At 42.7% G+C, this 18,576-nt stretch carries 22 protein-coding genes; 12 read left to right on the top strand and 10 right to left on the bottom strand.

The window, feature by feature from the left end:
• Window positions 1-535: 535 nt before the first annotated feature.
• The 3 genes from BS333_RS15770 to hutX all read right to left on the bottom strand — a co-directional run bounded on the left by BS333_RS15770 (window position 536) and on the right by hutX (window position 2,076).
• The gene (locus BS333_RS15770) at window positions 536-814 is read right to left on the bottom strand and encodes a peptidylprolyl isomerase (protein ID WP_021708569.1); all 279 of its coding nucleotides are present in this window, start codon (window positions 812-814) and stop codon (window positions 536-538) included.
• Window positions 815-1,004: 190 nt separating this feature from the next.
• A complete protein-coding gene (hutZ, locus tag BS333_RS15765; protein ID WP_021708568.1) occupies window positions 1,005-1,538 on the bottom strand; it encodes a heme utilization protein HutZ in 534 nt (177 codons plus the stop codon).
• 22 nt (window positions 1,539-1,560) lie between these two features.
• Window positions 1,561-2,076 carry a heme utilization cystosolic carrier protein HutX gene (hutX, locus tag BS333_RS15760; RefSeq protein WP_021708567.1) on the bottom strand — a complete coding sequence of 172 codons (516 nt, stop codon included), beginning with the start codon at window positions 2,074-2,076 and terminating at the stop codon, window positions 1,561-1,563.
• A 324-nt stretch (window positions 2,077-2,400) separates the two neighbouring features.
• Between hutX and BS333_RS15755 the strand changes: the two genes are divergently transcribed.
• From BS333_RS15755 to BS333_RS15730, 6 genes are all read left to right on the top strand, one after another.
• Entirely contained in the window at window positions 2,401-3,216 is an 816-nt protein-coding gene (locus BS333_RS15755; protein ID WP_021708566.1) for an energy transducer TonB, read from the top strand.
• Entirely contained in the window at window positions 3,216-3,920 is a 705-nt protein-coding gene (locus tag BS333_RS15750; protein ID WP_021708565.1) for a MotA/TolQ/ExbB proton channel family protein, read from the top strand. The genes BS333_RS15755 and BS333_RS15750 overlap by 1 nt, the downstream gene beginning before the upstream one ends.
• Window positions 3,917-4,336, top strand: coding sequence for an ExbD/TolR family protein (locus tag BS333_RS15745; protein WP_021708564.1), 420 nt, complete (start codon window positions 3,917-3,919; stop codon window positions 4,334-4,336). The genes BS333_RS15750 and BS333_RS15745 overlap by 4 nt, the downstream gene beginning before the upstream one ends.
• A 96-nt stretch (window positions 4,337-4,432) precedes the next feature.
• The gene (locus BS333_RS15740) at window positions 4,433-5,269 is read left to right on the top strand and encodes a heme/hemin ABC transporter substrate-binding protein (RefSeq protein WP_021708563.1); all 837 of its coding nucleotides are present in this window, start codon (window positions 4,433-4,435) and stop codon (window positions 5,267-5,269) included.
• An 8-nt stretch (window positions 5,270-5,277) separates the two neighbouring features.
• Window positions 5,278-6,315 (top strand): FecCD family ABC transporter permease, encoded by a 1,038-nt coding sequence (locus BS333_RS15735; RefSeq protein WP_021708562.1) that lies wholly within the window; start codon window positions 5,278-5,280, stop codon window positions 6,313-6,315.
• Window positions 6,315-7,097, top strand: a complete 783-nt coding sequence (locus BS333_RS15730) for a heme ABC transporter ATP-binding protein (RefSeq protein WP_033003371.1) — start codon at window positions 6,315-6,317, stop codon at window positions 7,095-7,097. Before BS333_RS15735 ends, BS333_RS15730 begins: the two co-directional genes overlap by 1 nt.
• Before the next feature lie 183 nt (window positions 7,098-7,280).
• Here BS333_RS15730 and BS333_RS15725 read toward each other — a convergent pair whose 3' ends face one another.
• Window positions 7,281-7,742, bottom strand: coding sequence for a TetR/AcrR family transcriptional regulator (locus BS333_RS15725; RefSeq protein WP_021708560.1), 462 nt, complete (start codon window positions 7,740-7,742; stop codon window positions 7,281-7,283).
• 510 nt (window positions 7,743-8,252) lie between these two features.
• Between BS333_RS15725 and BS333_RS15720 the strand changes: the two genes are divergently transcribed.
• Both BS333_RS15720 and BS333_RS15715 read left to right on the top strand, forming a co-directional pair.
• Window positions 8,253-8,552, top strand: a complete 300-nt coding sequence (locus tag BS333_RS15720; protein WP_033003370.1) for a DUF406 family protein — start codon at window positions 8,253-8,255, stop codon at window positions 8,550-8,552.
• 123 nt (window positions 8,553-8,675) lie between these two features.
• On the top strand, window positions 8,676-9,287 hold the full coding sequence (locus tag BS333_RS15715; RefSeq protein WP_033003362.1) for a hypothetical protein: 612 nt from the start codon (window positions 8,676-8,678) through the stop codon (window positions 9,285-9,287).
• Between the two features lie 37 nt (window positions 9,288-9,324).
• Here BS333_RS15715 and BS333_RS15710 read toward each other — a convergent pair whose 3' ends face one another.
• The 3 genes from BS333_RS15710 to BS333_RS15700 all read right to left on the bottom strand — a co-directional run bounded on the left by BS333_RS15710 (window position 9,325) and on the right by BS333_RS15700 (window position 11,794).
• Window positions 9,325-9,579, bottom strand: coding sequence for a hypothetical protein (locus BS333_RS15710; protein ID WP_033003369.1), 255 nt, complete (start codon window positions 9,577-9,579; stop codon window positions 9,325-9,327).
• A 1-nt stretch (window position 9,580) separates the two neighbouring features.
• Window positions 9,581-10,432, bottom strand: a complete 852-nt coding sequence (locus tag BS333_RS15705; RefSeq protein ID WP_021708556.1) for a patatin-like phospholipase family protein — start codon at window positions 10,430-10,432, stop codon at window positions 9,581-9,583.
• A 252-nt stretch (window positions 10,433-10,684) separates the two neighbouring features.
• Window positions 10,685-11,794 carry a 1-acyl-sn-glycerol-3-phosphate acyltransferase gene (locus BS333_RS15700; RefSeq protein ID WP_021708555.1) on the bottom strand — a complete coding sequence of 370 codons (1,110 nt, stop codon included), beginning with the start codon at window positions 11,792-11,794 and terminating at the stop codon, window positions 10,685-10,687.
• 365 nt (window positions 11,795-12,159) lie between these two features.
• Here BS333_RS15700 and BS333_RS15695 point away from each other — a divergent pair, with 365 nt between their 5' ends.
• Window positions 12,160-12,768: a hypothetical protein gene (locus BS333_RS15695; protein WP_021708554.1), complete on the top strand. Its 609-nt coding sequence runs from the start codon at window positions 12,160-12,162 to the stop codon at window positions 12,766-12,768.
• 13 nt (window positions 12,769-12,781) lie between these two features.
• Here the strand turns inward: BS333_RS15695 and BS333_RS15690 are convergent, their stop codons facing one another.
• Both BS333_RS15690 and BS333_RS15685 read right to left on the bottom strand, forming a co-directional pair.
• Window positions 12,782-13,285 carry a hypothetical protein gene (locus BS333_RS15690; RefSeq protein ID WP_227739110.1) on the bottom strand — a complete coding sequence of 168 codons (504 nt, stop codon included), beginning with the start codon at window positions 13,283-13,285 and terminating at the stop codon, window positions 12,782-12,784.
• 7 nt (window positions 13,286-13,292) lie between these two features.
• A complete protein-coding gene (locus BS333_RS15685) occupies window positions 13,293-13,814 on the bottom strand; it encodes a nicotinate-nicotinamide nucleotide adenylyltransferase (RefSeq protein ID WP_021708552.1) in 522 nt (173 codons plus the stop codon).
• A 284-nt stretch (window positions 13,815-14,098) separates the two neighbouring features.
• Here BS333_RS15685 and nadE point away from each other — a divergent pair, with 284 nt between their 5' ends.
• Entirely contained in the window at window positions 14,099-14,929 is an 831-nt protein-coding gene (gene nadE / locus BS333_RS15680) for an ammonia-dependent NAD(+) synthetase (protein ID WP_021708551.1), read from the top strand.
• A 147-nt stretch (window positions 14,930-15,076) separates the two neighbouring features.
• Here nadE and BS333_RS15675 read toward each other — a convergent pair whose 3' ends face one another.
• Entirely contained in the window at window positions 15,077-16,894 is a 1,818-nt protein-coding gene (locus BS333_RS15675; protein WP_021708550.1) for a hybrid-cluster NAD(P)-dependent oxidoreductase, read from the bottom strand.
• A 210-nt stretch (window positions 16,895-17,104) separates the two neighbouring features.
• Between BS333_RS15675 and BS333_RS15670 the strand changes: the two genes are divergently transcribed.
• Together BS333_RS15670 and pyrC are read left to right on the top strand one after the other, a co-directional pair.
• Window positions 17,105-17,269, top strand: a complete 165-nt coding sequence (locus BS333_RS15670) for a YqaE/Pmp3 family membrane protein (protein WP_081638570.1) — start codon at window positions 17,105-17,107, stop codon at window positions 17,267-17,269.
• Between the two features lie 155 nt (window positions 17,270-17,424).
• A complete protein-coding gene (gene pyrC, locus BS333_RS15665) occupies window positions 17,425-18,453 on the top strand; it encodes a dihydroorotase (RefSeq protein ID WP_021708549.1) in 1,029 nt (342 codons plus the stop codon).
• Window positions 18,454-18,576 lie beyond the last annotated feature (123 nt).

Below are 18,576 nucleotides of genomic sequence, written 5' to 3'. Positions count from 1 at the left end.
TTTTAATCGTTCGACTTCAAACAGAAGACAGGGTTAGAAATTGTTTCAGACTAAAAATAAAGGTCAACTCAAAATAAATAAAAGCCACCACTATTAATAAAAATAATTAAATTCATTCCAAAAGAATGAGAATATATAACCAACGGATAAATCTAAGGTTATATAAAATCAATAAGTCATTATAATAACTAACTCATGATACACAATAAATTTGTAATAAAAAGTAAATTACCACGTCGTTGTTATTTATTCTGCGAGTGAATTCTGCAAAATAAGCAGTACGTTAGACATTAAAAAAAAAGTATGTCAACCTCTCTGTTGTTATTTATGTCAACTGCGATTGGTTTATATACCCAAGTAATTTCAAGATGCTTGAGCTTAACATCATCTTAAGTTAATCCATTATTTACACTTTTGTAACCAGCCTTGAAGCACATTTTGATAGGCTTTGTCACAACAAACCTAGTAGCAACTTTCCTTGCCATCTCCGCTACTAGGTCTTTTTCTTACCCACAATTTCTAGGCTGTATTTACCCTAAGTTCTGTAAAGAACCTTAACAACATGCCAGCCAAACTTTGTTTTCACTAAATGTGGCGTTAGAACCTCACCTTGAAAACAAATTTTATCAAATTGCGGCACCATTTGACCTCGGCGGAACTCACCTAAGTCACCGCCTTTTTTACCAGATGGGCAAGTCGAATATTTTTTAGCCAGAGTTTGAAATTTCGCGCCTTTTTTAAGTTGCTTAATAATGTCTTCTGCTTGTTCTTTATGCTTCACCAGAATGTGAAGTGCATGTGCTGTGTTGGCCATGATTTGTCTCTTGCTTGGTTGTACTCGTACAAGTGTACCGAAATCACCGAGTATCACCAAGCATGTAGAACGTTAAATAAAATACCCCCAAGTCGCTGTCTGGACTTGAGGGTATTTTTTTACCCAAGTGATTTCAAGATACTTGGATGCAACATCACTTCGTGAATTAAGCACATTACAGTCACGAATACTATTTTGTTTTTTCGATCTTCTTGTGACCCTGTTGCAGATGAACAAAATCAACTAGGTCGTCATTTGATACCTGATAGGCTTGTCCAAACCCTTTTACGTAGAGCCCTTGTTCAGCCTTCAAGTTAAATAGAACAAAGTCTTCTAGCTGACTCAGTCCATCCACGACTTCACCAAAACGCGTTTGCATTTGCTCAATCACTTGATGCCATAACTGGGAGTCTCGTTCTACCACACTCGCTAACGCATCAAAAGTGAGGCGTTTACGAGCAAACAGCTGATTTGCAGAGTCCTCATCTTCAATCATCATTAAAGATACATTCGGGTTTATTAACAAGTTTCTAGCGTGACGGGCGATTTGTGAGATCAAAACGAAATACCCTTCTTGATTCAGCACAAAAGGAGCATAACTTACGTTAGGTCGTCCTTGTGCATCGACTGTCGCCAGCTGTAATGTCTGACGTTCCTCACGAAACTCTTTGATTTCTGGTTCTAAGCGCCCTTGTAAACGCTCTTGTTTTATTTGCTGATCCATTTGTCTACCTAAACTTTTTCTATTATACGGTTCTTGCTTGATTAAACTCTGACTGCATGGCAAGAAATGCAGTTACTTGAGATGGAATAAGCTCGCGTTTTTCATCTCTACCTAAATAAATTTTAAAGATGTTACTGCCGCACTCAGAAAAGAAACCGAAGTAATGACTTTCCCTACCCATGAATGGCTTACTGACCAGAGCAACATGTTTTATATTATCAAGACTCAAGTGGCCATCTAATTGGCCTGGTTTTGCCATCAAGTTGTAATAGCCACGAGCAACCTTTCCTTTTGGAATTGGTCCTTTGAATTCAAAGATCGAACCAAACGAGTGCATAATTGTTGTCACAGGACCAAAATCCACTAGCTGCTCTAAAATACTTTGGGCGTACTCTCCAGAAACAATCGCGACGCTGCCTTGCGGAAATGCCGCCACGACTTCGAATTCAGATATGTCGAGTTTTTCTGCTATCGCTGCTGGGAGTAGCCGTGGCTCTTCGACTAACAGTTTTGCTACTTGCTCTTTTATTAAGTTCATATTTTTTCCGATTCTTAATTGTACTGATTGGCAGTAAACGGGACCGGGGTGGTAAACATCCCCAGTTCAACACTGCTAACACTTTACTGACCAACTTTATACCCAGATGAGTTCAAAAACCTGAAGCGATATGCCCAAGTTGTCATATTTATACCCAAATAACCTCAAGATACTTTGGTATGTGTTGTTTAAAACTCATCCAACAAGGTCAAAATGATAAATTTATAGCAATGATAATGCAATTGATAATTGATATCATTTTTATTTCAGGTAGTATTTAAAGCATCATTCGATAGAGATAGATTTAATTGATAGAGATTCATCGTGAACGTCCAAAGATATATTCTGGCTGGTAGTGCTTCCATTTTGCTTCACGGCTTACTGCTATCGGCATCTGAAAGCACTCAAGTATTTGCCATGTCATTAGAAGATCCTAATCCATCGGTTACACTCAATATTGTCGCAATGTTACCTGCTGCCGATAGTACCCTAGGACAAAAGCCGGAACTCGCAAAAACACCACCAGCAAACGACGTTCAGCCAGAGAAAAAAACTCAGGCCGCTCCTGTAGTAACTCAACCTACAACGGCTAGAAAAATCCAAACAAGCAGCGCTCCTGCCGAAATTAAAAATAGTAAAGCGCTTGACCAAAAAAAGAGCAAGCCGCAGCGTAAGCAAGAGGAGCCAAAACAAAAGCCTAGTCCAAAACCTGTGACAAAAAAAGTCGCTCATCCTCAGGCAGGCCAAAAGCCATCACATCAAACAAAAGACAATCAAAAACCGTCACAAGTTGACAAGAGATCAACAATCACCCCATCAAAAAAAGCGGTTCAGTCAAACGTTACACCTTCACAGCCAGTACTGATCGAAAAACCTAAATTTATCACTCAGCCGGTTCAACCGCGCTACCCTCGTTCTGCCCGTAAACGTGGGATTGAAGGCGTGGCTTTATATGAAGTGTGGCTCGATAAAAACGGCAAGCAAATTCGGCAAGTTCTGATTCAGTCTTCCGGAGCCAAAGTACTCGATAGTTCAGCTTTGCAAGCCATTAAACAGTGGCAATTTTCACCTTATATCTCCGATGGGCAGCGTATTGCACATCGAATTCAAATCCCCGTACGTTTTAGGTTGGATGGATAATGGAAACACTACAACAGATACAAACTCAATTAGGCCCGATGTCCTGGCCGTTATTAATAAGCTCTTTGCTCACCTTGATGATTATCTCTGAAAGGCTGGTGCATTTTGTGCTGAATATTCGCACTTCCAATACTCAACATGATATCAATCGACAACTCAATGGCATTGAAAGAAGTAATAATGTTGCAATAGAAGCCTTAAGCGAGCAATTCCGTCTTCAGCGTCCTATTCAATATCAAGGTGTCGCCATGCTTCTTGCACATCACTCTTTCAATCAAGCTTTACGAGAAGATATAGCTATAACTTGGTTACAAGAAAAGCGACGCCAACTACGCTCAGGACTAAAATTGCTCAGCCTAATCGGAGTAATCAGTCCGTTATTGGGCCTACTTGGTACCGTACTTGGCCTCATTGATATGTTTGCAGCAATGGCTACAACCACAGGCAATATTATGCCAAGCGATTTAGCTCAGGGTTTAGGGCTTGCTATGCGAACCACCGCCGCAGGCCTTATCATCGCGGTCCCTGCGATCATCGGTTCTCATTTATTAGGGATTTGGGCCGACCAAATTATTGCCAAGATAGAACATCAACTCAATTATGCCAACCTTTGGCTGGAAGGGGTTCGCGTGAATACGTTATCCGACCGAAAAGCATGTCCTGATCACGCTCATCTACAACCAAGCAAAGTCGTTCAATCATGATAAAAGTTACCGAACAACACCCACAGTCGGCGCTGAGCTTAGATTTAACGCCATTGCTCGACATCATTTTTATCGTCATGGTGTTTTTGATGTTAACCGCAGCCGTCAAACTTGAATCATTGGATATCACCTTACCGATGGCAGATAACGTCTCAGTGTCAGATGTCGACCAAGCCGCCATCACCGTCAATGTTTTAAGAGAGGCACCCTATTGGGCAATTAATGGAAAAAAGTACATCGATTGGGAGAATTTCACGCTCGCTTTGCTCGAGGAGCACAGTGCAAACAAAAAGCCCATCATTATCGGTGCTGAAAAAAATGCTGAAATCCAATCATTGGTTCAACTTCTGAGCTTCCTACAAAAAAATGGTATCGAGGCAACTCAACTGCTGACTGAATCCTCCGAAACAGATTAACCAGAAAACCGTTGTAGACGCAAAGAATCACAATAAACAAAGAATAGAAGATCTAAGTGTATGAGAATAAAACTTCCGCTTTATTTTAGGACCTTAATGGCCACTGTCGTGTTACTGACTGCGAATTTGTCCAACGCAACGAGTGACAATGCATTGTCACCACGGATCGTCAGTGCAGGCAGTGCCATTACGGAATTGCTTATCATGCTCGGCGCCGAACAGAAGCTGATTGCGGTTGATGTCACCAGTGAACAGCCAGAAACCGCGACTCTTCCTAAAATCGGCTATCATCGCCAACTGTCAAGTGAAGGGCTCTTAGCACTTAATCCCACCATGGTGATTGGCTCAAGTGAAATGGGGCCTAAAAATGTACTGGAACAACTCGCCTCAACAGGAGTAAGTATCAATGTCGTTAACTCAGATTTATCCATAAATGGTTTGTTGACTCGTATTGATCAAATCGCAGATCTTGTGCAGGCCCAGCAGCAAGCCAGCCAAGTGAAGCAAAATGTTCAAGAACAAGTCGATAGCTTAAAAAAACGTCACCCTGCCAATAGTGAAAAAAAGAAAGTACTGTTTCTTCTTATCCACGAAGGAAGGCCTGCTAAAGTTGCAGGAGCGGACACCACACCTGATACACTGATTGCCCTAGCTGGTGGAACAAACCCTGCCGCAAAACAGCTGTCGTCCTACAAACAGCTTTCCAGCGAGTCAATCATTAACTTTCAACCCGATGTCATCCTGATCAGTGGCCGGAATAGCAGCGAACCTTCAGACATCAATAACATTTTACAAGCCATGCCTTTACTGAAAGCGACGCCCGCAGGTAAAAACAAACAGATTTACCCTATTGATGGACAAGCGCTCATCGGTGGTATTGGCTTAAAAAGCCTATCTGAAGCGACTCGTATCAACAAACTACTGTACCCATAGAGACTATTATGCCGTTGAAGAGACTGCCCTTATCAACCACCTTATCTGTGCTGTGTTTGCTGTTGTTAACTGCGATGGTAGCATCCATAACCATTGGCCCTATGGATATCAGTTTTATAGACAGCTTGCGCAGTTTGATTGGCTATGACACTGATCTCGCGCCCAATATACAACTGATTATTAATGAAATACGCTTACCTCGTACTTTACTGAGCTTACTGATTGGAGCCAGCCTTGCTGTGTGTGGAGTGGTCATGCAAGGTGTATTTCGTAATCCATTAGCCGAACCGAGTGTGATTGGAGTCTCTGCAGGAGCCCTGCTCGGTGGTGCATTAGCGATTGTTGTTTTTGCCGATCTTAGCCAACACTTCCCGCTTTTCATGGATTTGCTGACTCTGCCATTCTTTGCTTTTGTTGGTGGTGCATTAACCACAGTCCTCGCCTATAAAATAGGTACAAACCAGTTTGGCACCTCAGTGACCAGCATGCTTCTGGCAGGGATTGCTATCACAGCGTTATCAGGAGCTGTTATTGGTTATTTAAATTTTGTGGCTAACGATCAAATGCTTCGCGACCTAGCAATGTGGTCGATGGGCTCATTAGCAGGAGCCAATTGGAGCGGAGTCGGGCTCGCTGCCGTTATCCTATGTGTTCTGCTCTTTTATTTCTCTAGAGATGCCCAGCCACTTAATGCCCTTCTTTTGGGGGATTCAGAAGCCCAGCACTTGGGGATTGATGTACAAAAACTCAAAAGACGGATGATTTTATTGTCTGCTGCGGGAGTCGGGGTAAGTGTGAGTTTGTGCGGCATCATAGGCTTTATTGGACTCGTCATCCCACATTTAGGTCGAATGCTTACTGGGCCCGATCACCGTACCCTCTTACCTGTCTCAGCCTTTCTAGGGGCTCTTTTGCTCACTTTGGCAGACATGTCATCACGGGTCATTGTCGCACCTGCAGAGCTTCCTGTCGGTATTATTACGGCTTTATTTGGCTCTCCATTCTTTATTTACCTCTTGTACAAACAGAAAGAGAAAGCATTATGATCAATACAGCTGTCCTTTCCGGCAGAAACATTTCCATTCAGTTTGGTGCTCGTACTATCTTAGATAACATCGATATTGATATTCGAGCCGGTGAGGTCACGGCACTTCTAGGGCCAAACGGGGCAGGAAAAAGTACTTTACTCAAAACGCTCAGTGGTGAACTTACCCCTCCCAAGCCGATTCAATACTTTGGTCAAGAAAGAAAACACTGGCAAGCAGCAATTTTCGCTAAACATGTGGCTTTACTTCCTCAACACAGTGCTTTGTCTTTTCCTTTTTTAGCCAAAGAAGTCGTAGAATTGGGCACGCTTCCCCTCACGACATCACACAAAGAGAATACCGATTTAGCCTTACACTACATGGAGAAAACCGGAGTATTGCATTTAGCTGAACAACCTTACCCTGCTCTTTCTGGTGGTGAAAAGCAGAGATTACATCTTGCAAGGGTTCTGACTCAATTGCATCAAGCCGAGGGAAAGCAAATTTTAATGCTCGATGAGCCTACATCCGCACTCGACATAGCTTGTCAGCATAAAACACTCAACTTGATCCGCGAGACAGCCGCCATGAATAACGCTGCCGTAATCATGGTGTTACATGATTTAAATTTGGCTTCTCAGTACGCTGATCGAATTATCTTATTGCACAACGGGAAGATTTTATGTGATGACTCTCCTTGGCAAACGTTAACTCCTAACTACATTAAACAAGCGTATGGGTATGAAGCCATAGTTGCAGAGCACCCAACACTCGGCTTTCCCCAAGTCCACGCTGCCGCTTAGGTCTCGAGGTACATCCCTGAAAACACCACAAAGGTACATCGCCAAGTAACCTGAATCTGCTCGGCGATAAAAACAAAAAGTCCCGTTTCAAAACGGGACTTTATAGGTCTGCAGAGTACTCAATCTGCGATTTACTAAGACTTTATAGAGCCAGCTCAGAGCAACAGTCAATTTACTAATTTGCTATTTGCTCATTTGAATCAAAGAACGACCGATTAGCCACTCGATCTCTTTGTCGCTGCCTGCACCAAATTGACTGTCTGCCATTTTATACAAACGGTCGATACCATTTGCAGTAAATTCATGGGCACTTTCTGAAGTAACAATATGGTGAAAAAGCAAACGTAGGATTGCAAGAAACTCTTTGTTTTCTAGCGCCTTAATCCAGCTTTGTGAAAATGTTTCTAAGCCTTTCTCAAACTCTAGATGTTCAACAAACATTTTAAAGATACGGCCATCCAATGCCGCAGTAAAATCTGTTTTCTTTGGAAAGTGGTGGCTGATACCGGTACGAGATACGCCAGTTTGCTGGCTCAGTGTCGTGTAAGACATTTTGTCGTAACCAAGTCTAAGCAATTGGTCAACAACGGCATCCATGATTTTCTGGATAGTGATTTCGGTATCTTCTTTGCTACGCTTTGGCATATTTAGGCTCTTCTCTTTGTAAATCCATCTCACTCACATCCATATGACCTGCAGAAAATTATCCTTGGTAATACAGTTTGTGTGTCCCAAAGTGACGTTAGGGACCAAATGGTCATTATATTTAGTTGCGTAATGCATATTCACATTGATGCTTTATGTTTCACTTTCCTGATATAAATGAAGACTAAAGTCGCCAATATATGTACAGGATTGTTTACACTTCTTATGCGCATCAGAGTGACTATTCTGTAAAAAATTATGAATGCGGTGATACTCTTATAAATTGCCTTTCACTTCAACAACTAAACAGAAATCTCTTAAATATAATTGCGAAATGATTTTAAATGTTGATACATATCACACTAAATTCTCGACTTATCTCTCATTCTGCGGTTAACACAATGTTAACAGCATAGCATGCTGCGTGATTTTTGGCCAAACTCTCGCATTTTTCTAGATAGCAAACGAATACCTGCTAAAATAACCTTATTTTTTATAAGAGGATTAATGATGAATAAAGAATTAGAGGAAAATCAGGTTTGTGATGCTTGTGGATGCGCAGGTGAAATGGGCTACATCATCAAAGAAGGAGATGACGTCGCAGCAGTAACACTTTTTGCAAACACTCCAGCCGAACTCGAAGTGGAAATGATGAAGTACATTGAAGTCGCAAAAACGATTTGCCCTGAGGTTAAATACCAAGCGTCCGAGATGACTTCAGAATCCAAGTCACTGACCGTACAATTTAAGTTTGACGTCAGTGCTGAAAAGTTAATTTTTGAGCTAAAAACTCGCTCTCTTGCCCGTTAAACAGACCAAGCAAGCCTTAATTCTCGCGGCTTGCTTTCCTCTTCCTGTTAAAGCCTTTTTGACTTATCTCTAGCTTAACGGTTAAGTTACTCTTATATCCTCTTAGTGACTATTATTAAGATTATGCGTAAATTACTTTATCTATCAGCTTATTTATTGAGTTTACTTGCCTTCTCATGCTCATCACTGGCTTATGATCTCGATTACTATGCTAAGTTTGGACATACCGATAATTACGGTAACGTTGATTTACGCAATAAACCTTATACCACCCTGCCTGAAGGCCTACTCGTTAAAGGCAACCTAAACATTTCTCAAACTCCGATTACGGTCTTACCAAAAAGTGTTGAAATAAAAGGTAGCCTAGAAGCAACCAACAGCGCGTTAAAGATCATCAAGCCAGGGGTTAAAATCAAAGGCTATGCAAACTTATTAGGTAGCCAGATAGAACGTTGGCCACGCGGTGTTAAGCTCGGTGGGTACTTAAATTTAACCGATACACCACTAAAACGCTTACCAAAAGGCCTAAGAGTTTCTGGCGACCTGAGTGTTATACGAACGCCCTTGAACGAGCTGCCTGAAGGGCTCATCGTGGAAGGCGATTTATATATTGGTGGCTCTCAGATTAAAACCTTTCCTGATACATTGACAATTAAAGGAAATCTATTTTTAGGCGGCAATAGAATTAGCCAATGGCCGAGCAACCTGACCTTAGGAGGAGCAGTAGCACCATAGCGAAAGTGATACTACAGAAAAAGTAACGCTGCCCATATTATCCAAAATAACGAGAGAGTTTACGCCCTAACAAGAAGCTTCCTATCACGACGCTCATAACAAAAATAATGGCAGTTGAATAACCGGCTACTACCGATATACCAAATCCCCAAACTAAAGCGAAAGCCAGGCCTTGGAAAGCTTCATAAGGCCATCGAAGTAGTGACATATTGGAGCCATTCATCATGATATACACCAAGGTACTCAGCGATAACAGCGAAAAGAGCACCCCTGTGGTAGTGTGACGATTCATATTAGTCATCTAGCGTGCCTGAGTAGACGTGCTCTGCAAGGTGTACACGCCCCGCTTCGAGCCCCATTTCATAACCTTCTAATAATACAGATTGTCGCATAGACAAGCGTCGTACACTAAATCCCGTTGGTGGTGCGATAACATGAATATTAAGATCCTCGGGTGGATTACGAATAAAATCCAGTGACGCATTATAATTTTCTGCTCGCTGCAGCATAGCTTGTGCCATTTTTGGGTACTCGGAAAACAGTTTCTTAATCAACCAAGGCGTTTTTACTGGCTTTTTCTCATAGTCCAAGGGATGCGAAAGGATAACCGTAATATCTCTGGCACCACGTCTGTACGCCTCTCTTACCGGGATGGAATCGGCAAGTCCACCATCAGTGTAGCAGCCGCCAGAAAAACAGGGAGTTTGTTTGTAAGCAATAGGTAATGCTGTTGTCGCTTCCATTGTGCTATTAAAATTATGTCGATTCACATGATAGTAATCTGCTTTACCAGTATCTATGTTTGTCGTTGTCGCGATCAACGGAATACCATCAAACAATTTCTCTTCATCGATGGGGTAAAGGCGATTGGACTCTTCAAATAGCCATTTTACATCGATCAAGTCTCCGCCTTTCAAAAAACGACTCGGATCAAAAAAGCGTTTGCTGGTTGCCAATTGAGTGATGACATTAATGCTGCGATGCGGGTAATCGGTTAAATAGCCCACTAAATTCGATGCTCCTGCCGAAACGCCGATGGCAAAATCAAACGGCTTGTAGCTTTGTGCTAAAAATGCATCCAATACTCCACTGGCAAAGACACCACGCATTGCTCCACCTTCAACGACAATTGCTTTTTTGACCATGTTTCCTCTCCTAAATATCAGACAAGGTTACTGATCTTCGTGCTACAACAACAATCGGTTATGCTTATCACTGGAATAGGTTTGGTTTATTTACTCAAGAATCTGAAGAATGATCGGGAGGTTATAATTTGGGAATGAGTGTCGTCTAATATTCACTAACCTGAAGGGTTACAATGCTTAACTCAGAGTGCGTTTATCTGGCACTGTCATTAGCTCGGCCTAAGACGATGTATACGCCTTAGGCCTGATCCACTATGAATCGTGGTTTTTTACTGGGTTCGCGTAACTCGCGGTTAAGAAAGGCTGTGCACCCGTTGGCAATTGAGCAAGCTTATCTGCCCATTGGGATTTAACTTGCTCAGTAATGCTCTCATCTTCATGACCTGATGCAAGTAAATTAACCGGGAATAGTCGATAATTACGGTGAATCTGACGGTCAAGCTCGGCTGCTAACTCTTCAGGTGATTCAAACTCTTGATCAATCACATCGCCAAAAACGACGTCTACTCGGCCTTTATAACCAATGATGCCTTGGATAATGCTTTCGATATCTTCAAACTCACCTTTTTCATAATGGCCATGTTCAGCTTTCTGGAACAACTCATTGGCTTTGGCGAGATCACAAGGGTCATTTTCATAAGAGATAGAAACTGGCACAATTTTTAGTGAGCGTGTGTATTCACCGAAGCTTAATTTCTGTTTGCGTCCTTCAACATGGAACATTTTTAAGATGGCAGGGTCGGTAAAGTCATTGCCGTCTTTTGCTCGGCCTTCTTTTTGAGCAATCCAGATAGAGTTGCCCGTCTCCAATGAGTGCTTAATATAGCCAGAAAGCTGCCCAAGCACTTTCATCATCTCTCGTGGGCCTTTTGCTGAACGCTTTACGATGAAACTTTTATTCAGTTTCATCAGCTCTGTCGCGCAGGGCTTTTTCAGCAGGTTATCACCAATGGCAATCCGTACCGTTTTATGCCCATATTGGTGTAGACCTAGGTTTACGAGAGCAGGATCCATGGCGATGTCTCTGTGGTTCGACACGAAGAGATAAGCACTGTCTTTGTCCAATTTATCTAAACCAGAAAAAGTCACACCGTCTGTTGTTTTACGCAGTGTATCCCTTAGATATTTTTTCACCTCAAATTGAATCGACTCTACTGAGTTCAGTTTGCTCCACTTTCTTTTCAAGTAAAAACGCAAAATAGGGCTCATTAACGCCTTGAACCAATTCGCTTTATTGGCAAATCGATGCTCTAAGATAGCGCCGATGAATTCATCATCTTGGATCAAGCGATCCAATGCAGCTGGGATTTCGTCATCGTTATAAGGACGAATTTCAATATAAGGGTCAGTATTCGCAGTCATTATTTGATTCGAGTTAAAAAGGACGAGGCCATTCTACGCATAGTTTTGTCCCCCCGCAGCACTTCATACTGGACTTTTGACATGGTCATACCAGTCTTGGCACTCAATTTTGTTGATAAACATTAAGAATGTTGTTTTATATCAATAATGTTTATTTCAACTCTTTTTTTATTTCAAACATAATAGATATACCCAAGTCACATTAAGGTACCCTGTTCAGCGAGCCTGACCTCGAGGTCATTTGGGTATATGCCCAAGTGACCTCAAGATGCTTGGGTATATAAGTTATGAAAATAATCCTCGACCTAGTTGGCATTACTCAGGATTAACGGTACTCTTATCGGTCCAGAACTTTGGTATATACAATGAACTACGCAATTGAATTTAACAGTAACCGCTTTCCTTTCCTCACCGTCTCAACCCGAAAGAAGGCGTTGAAACACAGTTTACTCTCCGTTTCAGAAGGTTTAGCTATCGTTAAGTTAGGCAAACATGAGTATGCCATTGAGCCTGGCCAATACTTTTGGATTCCTCAAGGTTGTTTGAATTCTATTACTTGTGTACCAAATACCCAGATTCTGCGCTGCGATTTTTCCCTACGACTCCAAGAAAAATTTGCTCAGCAAGCCGGTTTCATCAAACCTTCTGCTTTGCTGGTGGCGTTAATTGAAAAGATGGCCGAAGTGAAAAGCCGTTCTGCGCAACAACTCGACTTATTGACTGTCGTTAAACATGAAGTACTCACTTTAAAACCAATGTTGAACAGCTCTGTTCTTACAGATTCGATTAACCAATGGCACCCTAACTGTGAATCCCAAATCGCCATTGATCTGTGTTTAATACTGACGTTGAGAGAAGCGAGAAAAATGAAGCTCTCTGGCAAAAAACAGCAAGTGATCGTCGACACACTATTTAACGGTAATAACGAAGAGTACGAACAGCTCTGTTTGCTTGTGTTTGGTGAAGTGCTTTAGCAGGGAAAGATGCTCAGAAGGGAACTTCTATTTGCATTCTCCAATCCGGATCATGCTGAACATGCCAACGATAGTCAAATCGAATTCTCGGCGAGTCATCGTGTTTATCACCAAAACCGAAACTGAACATTAAGCCATGATTGCGAAGCCACTCTTCGCTCCCCATAGGGGTTTCTTCACTTTGTAATGACTCGGGTAACCAAAAACCCAAACCAAAATACTGGCTCTTGTGCTTTTTGGTCAGAATCGGGTTGTCTTTGGTGGGCAGTGCCCATTGCTCCCAATAGTTGTCTTTATATTCATTAGGGACATCAGGGCTGAATGGGGCTTCTATGCTTGATAAGAACGAGTCTGGCGCAGCAACAAAGCCATCGAGGTCGCACATCATCATTGAGTCATCGGCAAAGAGAATGGACCGTTCGGTAAAAACAATACACGCAAACGCCGATGAAATGACCGAATGAGTGATCAACAAAAGTAACGCTAGGATGGGTTTCAACCACACTCTGATGCACACAATCACTTTACTCCTCTAGATACAGCCCCTCATCAAGCAGAAGTGCACGTACTGTTGGCGTAGTGAGGTGTTCAATACTTTGACTCGCTTGCAAAGCACCACGAATATCGGTACTTCTGATCTTCACTTTTTCAGGGCAAGCCATCACACTCCAACGTGCTAAAATTTCTTCCGCTTTGTAAAAGTTAGCAAATTTAAAAAAATTGTCAGGTCCTATTACAAAAGTTATATCGGCACTTGGATGGTTTTCTTGAATTTTTTCTAACAACTCAAATGTCGTAACACTCTGGTTTGGTTTAAGTAACTCTTGTTCAAAATGGGAACGAGTCACCTTACAAAGCCCCATATCTTCGATAAATGCATCCACCAATTTACACCGAACTTGGTAATCCAACATGGTTTTACCCCAAGCATGAGCAATACTCGGTTCGAGCAAAATATGATCAAAGTGACTGAGTGATTCGATCACACTTTTATGACCTAAACTAGGCGGGTTAAATGCGCTACCAAAAACCGCGATTTTTTTCATATCCGAGACTTTCCTGTGGTTGGGAGTGTTCTAATCCGATCAATTGGGTATGATACTATACCCAAGTAACTTTAGTGCTTTTTGGCATCAAATTGATAATGGCTGAGTTTAAATGAGTGGTTTTTGATCAATTAACCAGCCGGGGACCATTGTTGACGTGCCTCTTGGGGAGCTATCTGAGATTTTCTCTTGAAGTGACGCCCCACAGCATTAACAATGTGGGTACAGAAACAAAGTAAATACAGATTTGATGTCGTCCCTCTTTTCAGGAAAAGGAAACCGTAATGGAACAATCCATCCGTGATGAAATGCGAGTATTACCCTCTATCGATCCGCATTTTGAAATTGAACGCCGCGTTAATTTTATTAAACAGAAGCTTCAGGCCTCTGGTTGTAAATCGCTTGTACTGGGTATTAGTGGAGGTGTTGATTCAACAACGTGTGGCCGATTAGCACAGCTTGCGGTAAACCAACTTAACGACAGCGAAGGTGAAGCCACTTATCAATTTATCGCTGTTCGCCTGCCTTATGGTGAACAAAAAGACGAAGATGAGGCTCAGCTTGCACTTTCATTTATTCAACCTTCTCACGCGGTTTCTGTGAATATCAAGCCCGGTGTTGATGGCCTACATGCCGCTTCTCATGCCGCTCTTGAAGGCACAGGCTTACTGCCAACGGATAACGCAAAAGTCGACTTTGTTAAAGGCAATGTTAAAGCACGTGCGCGTATGGTGGCTCAATACGAAATCGCGGGTTATGTAGGTGGTTTAGTTTTAGGCACTGACCACTCAGCAGAAAATATCACAGGCTTCTACACCAAGTTCGGCGATGGCGCTTGTGACCTTGCTCCGCTTTTTGGCCTTAGCAAGCGTCAAGTTCGTGAAGTAGCCGCCACATTAGGTGCGCCTGAACAGTTAGTGAAGAAAGTACCGACAGCAGATTTAGAAGAACTTGATCCACAAAAAGCCGATGAAGATGCGCTTAACCTCAGCTACGACCAAATTGATGATTTTCTGGAAGGTAAGCCCGTATCAGAGCAAGTCAGTGAGCGTCTGATTGCCATTTACAAAGCCACGCAGCACAAACGTCAACCCATCCCGACGATCTACGATTAAAACGTTCTACGTTTAAACATTCTGTTGTGGCCTTAGCAACAAACATCAGTGGCGGTCAGTTTACCGCCACTTTTTATGGATAATATAGGTGATGGGAATGATACCCAAGCCACCTTAAGAGGCTTGGGTATATTTACAAACTAGCGCTTAGTCGGTAAATGTCACATCCGTGGTTGGCACGGCACAACAAGCGAGCACCGTACCCATCGCACGTTCTTCTTCTGTTAACGCCAATACTTCAGGTTGATCCACTTGTCCAGATACTACATTCACTTTACACGCTCCACATAAACCTGCACGGCAGCTATGCACAATGCTCTTCCCTGCATCCTCTGCTTGCTCAAGTAATGTTTTTTGATTGTTACCAACAAACTTAGTCCCATTAAACTCAAGCTCAACTTGTTTGATCTCTTTTGGTGCAGTGAAGGCGACACCAAACGCTTCTTGATGATAGTTATCAACTGGTAAGCCTTTTTTAAGCAATAAGTTTTTGGCTTTTTGCATAAAACCATCAGGGCCACATACAAACACTTGTCTCTGCTCTAACGCCTGAATCTGTTTGATATGAGAAAGGCTAAGTCGCCCTTTTAACCCTTGCCATTCATCACTAGGCTGAGTAAGGCAAATTTGTACATCAAGGCCAGGATGCAAGCGCTGTAGTTCTTGTAACTCCGTTAGACAGGGGATGTCTGCCTCACTGCGGCACTGGTGATAGAACACAACGTCATTTAATCGATCGTGGTCGGCTAAATAACGCACCATAGATAACATCGGCGTAATGCCACTGCCAGCTGATAGCAACAAGAGTGGCTGTTCTCGACTAGGATCAAGGTAGAACTGCCCTTCTGGTGCTTGAACGTCGAGCGTTTGCCCCACTTGTAATTGGTCATGTAACGCGTTTGAAACATGGCCATCCGGGATACGTTTGACGGAAATCCCATAACGTTCAGGTCGAGATGGGCTAGAAGATAATGTGTAGCGACGAGGAACTCTTTTCCCTTCGAGCTCAATATCGATCGGCAAATGTTGCCCTGGCAGATAACTTGGCAGATCCGTTTGTTCACTCTCTAGCCAAAACGTCACAAAGTCTTGGGCGATCTCTTCTCGTGCGACACAAGTTAACGTCATGCGCTTTGGTGAATTGTCGGCATAAAATTCAGGCTGTTTATATTCCAGTACTTCAACCACATCACCTTGGCGGATCATCCCTTCATTGACCGGTACTAGGTTTTGACCAAAGAACACTCCGCCTCGTTCATTGGCACGAAACTGCTGCAAGGTTTTAAGCGGTTCTTTGCTCTCACGGAGTGTGCCTCTTTCGGTGTTCACAGTGGTTAAAATACAACGCTCACAGGCTTTGACTGAGTTAAATTCTACTTCACCTATACGGATTCGCTTCCAAGCGTCTTCCTCGAAAGGTTGAGTCCCAGCAATCACCAGATTGGTACGAAATTGATCCATACTGTGCTTTTCTGAGCTTCTGCGGTTAAGCTCTTCTAGTGACGCTTCGCTGATTACCAAGACAGGATAACCGTCGGCAAAACTGACATTATGGCCCACTTTTTCACGGATACGATTCGATTGTTCGCCCGTGAATAAAAGCTCAACGCGTTGGCCCAAGACTTTACTGAACCAATCATCGGCTTCATCGGTCGTCGTGTAGGCAACAAAGTTATCTTTCCAAACCGTGGCTGGGGCTTCTTGCATTTTAAAATCTTGGTAGCGTATCTTTAGTGGCTGTTCACCAATACTGCTAAACACTATCCCATCAGCAACAAGAGCAGACTTTATCGTCACCATCTGAGGAAACTTTCTCGCCGTCACCATTCCCCCATCGGATTTAGCAACCATAAAACGGCGATCAAAACTCAAACCTTGTTTCTCTACCCATGCAGAAGAGAGTGCCACTCCTCCAATGGATTTAACTGGAAAAACATTAATTTGCGATAAAGTAAATGACGACATAACCCGCTTCCTTAAGGTACTTTTTAAATGTTGAACTATCATATGCTCTGAGCCCGATGCTTCCAAGGATTATAAACCGAATCATAAACAATAAAATCAACATGTTTAGTTATTAAGGTTAACAACTAACGCTAGACAGCCTCGACTCATTGTTTATGTCGGCATGCACGGCGCTTATTATTTTATGATAATTTATTTACAGAGGTCATCATCGTGGACAGAAAACTGATACTTATCCTACTTTGCCTTATTCTTCCTCCAGTCGCGGTATATATGGAAAAAGGTCTAGAAAAAGACTTCTTTATCAATCTGATACTGACTTTCTTTTTCTTCCTTCCCGGGACGATTCACGCCCTTTGGTTGACAATGAAATAGGCATTTACGCTCCCAGCAACGATAAAAGTCAATAAATGTGATGAAATTATAAGGGAATTCCTCTATCATCCTGTCGCCTAAGCGCAAGCGTTTGCTCTTGAGGTAAAAGCGGCGTTTTGGCTCCAATCACAATTCTTACATGGTGGGAGCAATCAATGACAACACTGACAATTACTCGTCCTGACGACTGGCACGTTCACCTTCGCGATGGCGAAGTTCTTAAAGATACGGTTCGCGATATTAGCCGTTACAACGGTCGAGCACTGATCATGCCGAATACCGTCCCACCCGTTACCGATACTGAGATGGCATTAGCCTACCGTGATCGTATCCTCGCTGAAGAGCACGGAGAACAGTTTGAGCCACTTATGGCACTGTACCTGACTGATAACACAACGCCAGATGAAATACGCAAAGCAAAAGCCACTGGCCACATTGTTGCAGCTAAACTGTACCCTGCCGGTGCCACGACTAACTCTGATTCTGGCGTCACTGACGCTAAAAATATCTACCATGTTCTGGAAGCTATGGAAGAAGTGGGTATGTTGCTGTTAGTTCATGGCGAAGTGACCCATCATGACGTCGATATCTTCGATCGTGAGAAAGCGTTTCTTGATAGCGTATTAGCTCCAATTGTGAACGACTTCCCGAACTTAAAAATTGTTCTAGAGCACATAACAACTGCAGACGCTGCTCAATTTGTGCATAACGCTTCTGATAACGTCGCAGCCACCATCACGGCTCACCATTTATTGTTTAACCGCAATCACATGCTCGTCGGTGGTATTAAACCGCATTTTTACTGCTTACCTATCCTGAAGCGCAATACCCACCAGCAAGCATTGATCAAGGCAGCCACTAGCGGCAGTAAAAAATTCTTCCTTGGTACCGATTCTGCACCACACGCTAAAGGAGCAAAAGAGTCGGCTTGTGGTTGTGCGGGGTCATACACTGCTCATGCAGCCCTAGAGCTTTACGCAGAAGTGTTCGAAAATGAAGGCAAATTAGAAAATCTTGAAGCGTTTGCAAGCTTTAACGGCCCAGACTTTTACGGTATTCCTCGTAATAGCGACACCGTTACATTAGAAAAAGCGTCTTGGGACGTCGCAGAATCGATGCCTTTTGGTCAAGATATTGTGGTTCCAATCCGTGCCAATGAAAAAATCGAGTGGCAAGTGAAATAAACGTCATATCCAGCTAAGTTAAATTCTTACGTTCGGCCATTGAAGACGCATCTTTGATATTCAATGGCCTATTTATGTCGCTACTTACCTAAATCAACTCTCGTCCAAGTAACCTCTCATCAC

The sequence above is a fragment of the Vibrio azureus genome (genome assembly GCF_002849855.1).
GTDB lineage: Bacteria > Pseudomonadota > Gammaproteobacteria > Enterobacterales > Vibrionaceae > Vibrio > Vibrio azureus.
This window is presented reverse-complemented; position numbering and strand designations above follow the sequence as displayed.

Bases quoted from the DNA above. Each gene is read 5' to 3' on its own strand.
- BS333_RS15770 (WP_021708569.1), bottom strand. From the start codon at position 814: ATGGCCAACACAGCACATGCACTTCACATTCTGGTGAAGCATAAAGAA.
- hutZ (WP_021708568.1), bottom strand. From the start codon at position 1,538: ATGGATCAGCAAATAAAACAAGAGCGTTTACAAGGGCGCTTAGAACCA.
- hutX (WP_021708567.1), bottom strand. From the start codon at position 2,076: ATGAACTTAATAAAAGAGCAAGTAGCAAAACTGTTAGTCGAAGAGCCA.
- BS333_RS15750 (WP_021708565.1), top strand. From the start codon at position 3,216: ATGGAAACACTACAACAGATACAAACTCAATTAGGCCCGATGTCCTGG.
- BS333_RS15745 (WP_021708564.1), top strand. From the start codon at position 3,917: ATGATAAAAGTTACCGAACAACACCCACAGTCGGCGCTGAGCTTAGAT.
- BS333_RS15740 (WP_021708563.1), top strand. From the start codon at position 4,433: ATGGCCACTGTCGTGTTACTGACTGCGAATTTGTCCAACGCAACGAGT.
- BS333_RS15735 (WP_021708562.1), top strand. From the start codon at position 5,278: ATGCCGTTGAAGAGACTGCCCTTATCAACCACCTTATCTGTGCTGTGT.
- BS333_RS15725 (WP_021708560.1), bottom strand. From the start codon at position 7,742: ATGCCAAAGCGTAGCAAAGAAGATACCGAAATCACTATCCAGAAAATC.
- BS333_RS15720 (WP_033003370.1), top strand. From the start codon at position 8,253: ATGAATAAAGAATTAGAGGAAAATCAGGTTTGTGATGCTTGTGGATGC.
- BS333_RS15715 (WP_033003362.1), top strand. From the start codon at position 8,676: ATGCGTAAATTACTTTATCTATCAGCTTATTTATTGAGTTTACTTGCC.
- BS333_RS15710 (WP_033003369.1), bottom strand. From the start codon at position 9,579: ATGAATCGTCACACTACCACAGGGGTGCTCTTTTCGCTGTTATCGCTG.
- BS333_RS15705 (WP_021708556.1), bottom strand. From the start codon at position 10,432: ATGGTCAAAAAAGCAATTGTCGTTGAAGGTGGAGCAATGCGTGGTGTC.
- BS333_RS15700 (WP_021708555.1), bottom strand. From the start codon at position 11,794: ATGACTGCGAATACTGACCCTTATATTGAAATTCGTCCTTATAACGAT.
- BS333_RS15695 (WP_021708554.1), top strand. From the start codon at position 12,160: ATGAACTACGCAATTGAATTTAACAGTAACCGCTTTCCTTTCCTCACC.
- BS333_RS15685 (WP_021708552.1), bottom strand. From the start codon at position 13,814: ATGAAAAAAATCGCGGTTTTTGGTAGCGCATTTAACCCGCCTAGTTTA.
- nadE (WP_021708551.1), top strand. From the start codon at position 14,099: ATGGAACAATCCATCCGTGATGAAATGCGAGTATTACCCTCTATCGAT.
- BS333_RS15675 (WP_021708550.1), bottom strand. From the start codon at position 16,894: ATGTCGTCATTTACTTTATCGCAAATTAATGTTTTTCCAGTTAAATCC.
- pyrC (WP_021708549.1), top strand. From the start codon at position 17,425: ATGACAACACTGACAATTACTCGTCCTGACGACTGGCACGTTCACCTT.